Raw genomic sequence first — 3,409 nt, forward strand, 5'->3', positions numbered from 1 at the left:
TAAAGTGCATATTCCCAATTATCGCGGGGTGGAGCAGTCTGGCAGCTCGTTGGGCTCATAACCCAGAGGTCGCAGGTTCAAATCCTGCCCCCGCAACCAAATAATATCAACGACAGTTGATAATCAGCAGTACTTGGAAAGTGCAACCAAATTGGTCCGGTAGTTCAGTTGGTTAGAATGCCTGCCTGTCACGCAGGAGGTCGCGGGTTCGAGTCCCGTCCGGACCGCCACTAATTTCTTTGAAGTCTATTAAACATTATGGCTCGGTAGCTCAGTCGGTAGAGCAACGGACTGAAAATCCGTGTGTCGGCGGTTCGATTCCGTCCCGAGCCACTTTTGTAGAAGTTTGCTGGAGGGGTAGCGAAGTGGCTAAACGCGGCGGACTGTAAATCCGCTCCCTCAGGGTTCGGCAGTTCGAATCTGCCCCCCTCCACCATTTATTAAATAATAGGGGTATAGTTTAATGGTAAAACGAAGGTCTCCAAAACCTTTGATGTGGGTTCGATTCCTACTACCCCTGCCATTATTCTTTAATTTAATATGGCGGTCGTGGCGAAGTGGTTAACGCACCGGATTGTGGCTCCGGCACTCGTGGGTTCAACTCCCACCGGTCGCCCCATAAATTGGGCTATAGCCAAGCGGTAAGGCAACGGGTTTTGGTCCCGTCATTCCTAGGTTCGAATCCTAGTAGCCCAGCCAATTTGCGGAAGTAGTTCAGTGGTAGAACACCACCTTGCCAAGGTGGGGGTCGCGGGTTCGAATCCCGTCTTCCGCTCTTTCTTATCTTAACGGTGGCGGTATAGCCAAGTGGTAAGGCAGAGGTCTGCAAAACCTTTACCACCGGTTCGAATCCGGTTACCGCCTCCAGATATCTTATATGCCGGTGTGGCGGAATTGGCAGACGCGCGGGACTCAAAATCCCGTGTCCGTTGAGGACGTGTCGGTTCGACCCCGACCACCGGTATCATAATTAAAAGTTTAAGGCGCTCTCTACGGGGAGCGTCTTTTTTGTTGTAGTCTTTTCCAAAGATTCTATGGCACCAGATCATTATATTTACAATCGAAAACTTAATTTAAACATTAAAAAAAGGCGCCAATAAATCTATTGGCACCCAATTCGTATTTAACCTACTGACACACGTTTTTCTCTAATTGTATACACTTGATATAGGGCCAGCGCTCCAAACAGTTGAATGACTGTTTTCGCAATGACTTGCCCTAAAATAGCTGCCGGAACAGCCTCCCAAGGGATAAAACCTGCCCCTATTGGACTTAAACCAACAATAACAAAAACGACTGAATCTAATAGTCCACCGACGATTCCACTGTAAAACACGCGCCATGCAATCGGGAGTCTTAATCTCGTATAAATTTCTGTATCAGCTGTTTCGGAAATGATAAAGGAAAGAGCTGATGCTGCAACGATCATTAATGTATCTCCGAGGAAAAAGGAGACCAAAGCGGATAAAACTAATGCTGTAACAATAAACATATAGGTCTTTGCTCTACCATATTTATTTTGAACCAAGTCACGGAAGATGAATGTCGCTCCGATTAAGAATGTTCCCATAGGAATGATAAAAATACCGATCTGCAGCGGCATAAGGGCTGCGGTTACTACGTTTGCAGAGACGATGGAAATTAAATATAAAAAGACTCGTAGCATCTTACTTCTCTCCCTTACTATCTAAATATTGCCTCAAGCCATTATTGCGGAGCTTACAAGCCGGACATTCTCCACATCCATCCGATTTGATTCCGTTATAACAAGTTAACGTTTCTTCGCGAATGATCTCCAATACTCCTAATTCATCGGAAAGCTCCCACACTTGCTTTTTATCCAACCACATTAAAGGAGTATGGATTGTCATGTCCTCATCCATTGCTAGATTAAGAGAAAGGTTTAATGATTGGATGAAATTGTCTCTGCAATCCGGATAACCACTATAATCTGTTTCACTAACTCCAGTTACTAGATGCTTTGCACCGACTTGTTTTGCTAATATACCAGCGAAGGAAAGGAAAAGCAGATTCCTTCCAGGTACAAAGGTGTTTGGTAAGTTATCCTCATTACCCTCGGAAATCTCTATATCTTCCCGAGTCAAAGCATTAGGTGCAAGTTGATGGAGAAGTGACATATCTAAGATGTGATGTTTTACATCGAGCTTCTTTGCAATTTCTGTGGCACACTCAATCTCCAGTTTATGCCTTTGACCATAATCAAAGGTGACGGTTTCCACTTCTTTAAATCGTTCTTTAGCCCAGAACAAGCAAGTCGTACTGTCTTGTCCGCCACTAAAGACAACAATGGCTTTTTCTTCCTTCATGTATAATCTCCTTTTCAAAAAAACAGCCCTAAGAAAGCAAGGCTGTTTTCTTAGTTTTTTATCACGGATTAACGGGCTGTAATACCCACCTGTAACTATGAGGTTAACTCAATGTGTGAAGGTGAGGATAAACAGCCCGTAAATCCCTGATTCTGTTCAACTAACATTCAGTGGGTAAGAGCCCCCACTAAATGAAGTTTCACTTTACAGAGGGTCGCTAAAACCTCTTCTATTCAGTTTATCGATTGTCGATTTTCTCAGGGTTAAGGTCATGGTTCATTAATCGATGCATTGCCATGTCCTCATACTTTGTGCCGGGCTTTCCGTAGTTACACCATGGATCGATGGAAATCCCGCCACGCGGAGTGAATTTGCCCCACACCTCTATATAACGTGGATCGAGTAATTCAATTAGATCGTTCATAATGATATTCACACAATCCTCGTGAAAATCTCCATGATTTCTAAAGCTAAATAAATATAGTTTTAAAGATTTACTCTCAACAAGTTTTTGATCGGGTATGTACGAAATATACATCGTTGCAAAATCTGGCTGTCCTGTAATTGGACATAAACTAGTAAACTCAGGACAATTGAATTTTACAAAGTAATCACGATTCGTATGGATGTTATCTACAGACTCCAATATTTCAGGATTGTAATCAGTTGCATATTTTGTATCTTTATTACCAAGCAGTGTTAAATCTTCCAGACCTTGTTCTTTCCTTCCAGACATAAAAAAAACCTCCTTGTATGTTGTAACCAAACACTACAAGAGGCCATAGAAAACTAAGATTTTAAAAGAAAATCCATATCCGAATGGGATATGGATAATAATTTAATATATCCATAGTTTTTTATAGAGGGTTTCAGCTATGAACCTCTTCCGTGCAGGTTTTAAATTAACTTCATTATATCTGAGAAGGGGAGATAGTGTCAATGCTACGGTAGATGGAGATTGAGTCAAGTACTTGTGGGAGTTTTTTAAGTCCCTTATTTTATACTGTTTTCGTCCAGTGTTTTGTTAGCGTTATCAACCCTATATTGCTCTAAAATGTTTGGGTTCTTCTATTTTTTAAATT

At 42.1% G+C, this 3,409-nt stretch carries 3 protein-coding genes, 10 tRNA genes and 1 riboswitch; of the genes, 10 read left to right on the plus strand and 3 right to left on the minus strand.

Annotated features, from left to right (window positions below; translation table 11 throughout):
• The first annotated feature begins 22 nt into the window (after positions 1–22).
• The 10 genes from M3210_RS19540 (at position 23) to M3210_RS19585 (ending at position 964) form a co-directional block, all read left to right on the plus strand.
• Positions 23–99: transfer RNA gene (locus tag M3210_RS19540), tRNA-Met, on the plus strand.
• Positions 100–153: 54 nt separating this feature from the next.
• Positions 154–230, plus strand: a tRNA-Asp gene (locus tag M3210_RS19545).
• Positions 231–260: 30 nt separating this feature from the next.
• Positions 261–333 (plus strand) — tRNA-Phe (locus M3210_RS19550).
• A gap of 18 nt (positions 334–351) precedes the next feature.
• Positions 352–436: transfer RNA gene (locus M3210_RS19555), tRNA-Tyr, on the plus strand.
• Positions 437–449: 13 nt separating this feature from the next.
• Positions 450–523 (plus strand) — tRNA-Trp (locus tag M3210_RS19560).
• 20 nt (positions 524–543) lie between these two features.
• A tRNA-His gene (locus tag M3210_RS19565) sits at positions 544–619 on the plus strand.
• Positions 620–624: 5 nt separating this feature from the next.
• Positions 625–699 (plus strand) — tRNA-Gln (locus M3210_RS19570).
• Between the two features lie 4 nt (positions 700–703).
• Positions 704–775 (plus strand) — tRNA-Gly (locus tag M3210_RS19575).
• 18 nt (positions 776–793) lie between these two features.
• Positions 794–867 (plus strand) — tRNA-Cys (locus M3210_RS19580).
• A gap of 12 nt (positions 868–879) precedes the next feature.
• Positions 880–964: transfer RNA gene (locus M3210_RS19585), tRNA-Leu, on the plus strand.
• A 159-nt stretch (positions 965–1,123) separates the two neighbouring features.
• On the opposite strand, the gene M3210_RS19590 is transcribed toward M3210_RS19585, so the two are convergent.
• The 3 genes from M3210_RS19590 to queF form a co-directional block, all read right to left on the minus strand.
• Entirely contained in the window at positions 1,124–1,666 is a 543-nt protein-coding gene (locus tag M3210_RS19590; RefSeq protein WP_251517920.1) for a VUT family protein, read from the minus strand.
• A gap of 1 nt (position 1,667) precedes the next feature.
• Positions 1,668–2,345: a 7-cyano-7-deazaguanine synthase QueC gene (gene queC, locus M3210_RS19595; protein ID WP_285853907.1), complete on the minus strand. Its 678-nt coding sequence runs from the start codon at positions 2,343–2,345 to the stop codon at positions 1,668–1,670.
• Between the two features lie 220 nt (positions 2,346–2,565).
• Positions 2,566–3,063, minus strand: a complete 498-nt coding sequence (gene queF / locus M3210_RS19600; protein ID WP_251517925.1) for a preQ(1) synthase — start codon at positions 3,061–3,063, stop codon at positions 2,566–2,568.
• Positions 3,064–3,170: 107 nt separating this feature from the next.
• Positions 3,171–3,217, minus strand: a riboswitch (PreQ1 riboswitch).
• Positions 3,218–3,409: the final 192 nt, after the last annotated feature.

Source organism: Oceanobacillus luteolus, assembly GCF_023715655.1.
GTDB lineage: Bacteria > Bacillota > Bacilli > Bacillales > Amphibacillaceae > Oceanobacillus > Oceanobacillus luteolus.

Coding starts and splice junctions, on each gene's coding strand:
- M3210_RS19590 (WP_251517920.1), bottom strand. CDS start 1,666: ATGCTACGAGTCTTTTTATATTTAATTTCCATCGTCTCTGCAAACGTA.
- queF (WP_251517925.1), bottom strand. CDS start 3,063: ATGTCTGGAAGGAAAGAACAAGGTCTGGAAGATTTAACACTGCTTGGT.